The sequence below is a fragment of the Paenibacillus planticolens genome, assembly GCF_013141725.1.
GTDB lineage: Bacteria > Bacillota > Bacilli > Paenibacillales > NBRC-103111 > Paenibacillus_E > Paenibacillus_E planticolens.
Window position 1 is genome coordinate 1 of sequence record NZ_WHNZ01000059.1, and the last position, 860, is coordinate 860.

1 pseudogene is annotated in these 860 nt (G+C 44.9%); it reads left to right on the forward strand.

From position 1 onward, the window contains the following. Nucleotides 1-860: pseudogene (locus tag GC097_RS24285) on the forward strand (S-layer homology domain-containing protein); the annotation flags it as partial.

Sequence of the window (860 nt, forward strand, 5' to 3'; positions counted from 1 at the left end):
GGTGAAGATGGTACATTCGGCGGTACGGCTAACGCAACTCGCGATTTGCTTTTGACAGGCGCTTATGAAGCGAAACAACAATACGTACCGGCTGGTAAAGTTTCTGTAACAGAAGCGAAAGCAACTGGCGTATACAAAGCAACTGTTTCCTTTAACAAACCAGTAGACACAACAAAAGCAACAGTGGCTTTGACAAAAGGAACACAAACTGTTTCCGCAACAACAACATGGTCTGAAGATAAAAAAGTAGCAACACTGACAACTGATACAAGAATTGGTGAAGGCGACTATACAGCCACTTTATCCGGTCTTGATGCAGCAACGGTAGATAAAACAACAGCAACATTCAAGGCGCAAGATGAGCAAGTCACTAAAATTGACTTCGTAAATGCTGGTGACACTGTAGCATACAGCAAAAATGCAGTGATCAAGCTGAAAGCTTCCAACCAATACGGAGAAGCCGTATCGATGGGCACATCCAGCTTCACAGCGCTCGTGTCCGGCCAAGCGCCAGCAAGCTTCAAAAAAGATGCAGATGGCAACCTCGTCATCACAGCTGACGTAACAGGCTCCGGTATTTCCCAAGGTAATGGTATCGTTCCGGTAACAGTTTACTTCAACAACAGTGACGTAACGGTGTCCAAAAACTTCAAAGTCGGTACAGTGCCGATCTTGAGCAAAATTGAAACAGGAAAAGTAACGTACTCCAATGGCGGTACAAAATTGGCTGCTGCTGACGAAACAGCTTCCATCGGACTTAACATGTTTGACCAATATGGTAACCCAATCGTCGAAGGTCAATTCACGAATGGTGAAATCAACGCAAGCAACATCAACCCAGTTATTACACCATACGAGCA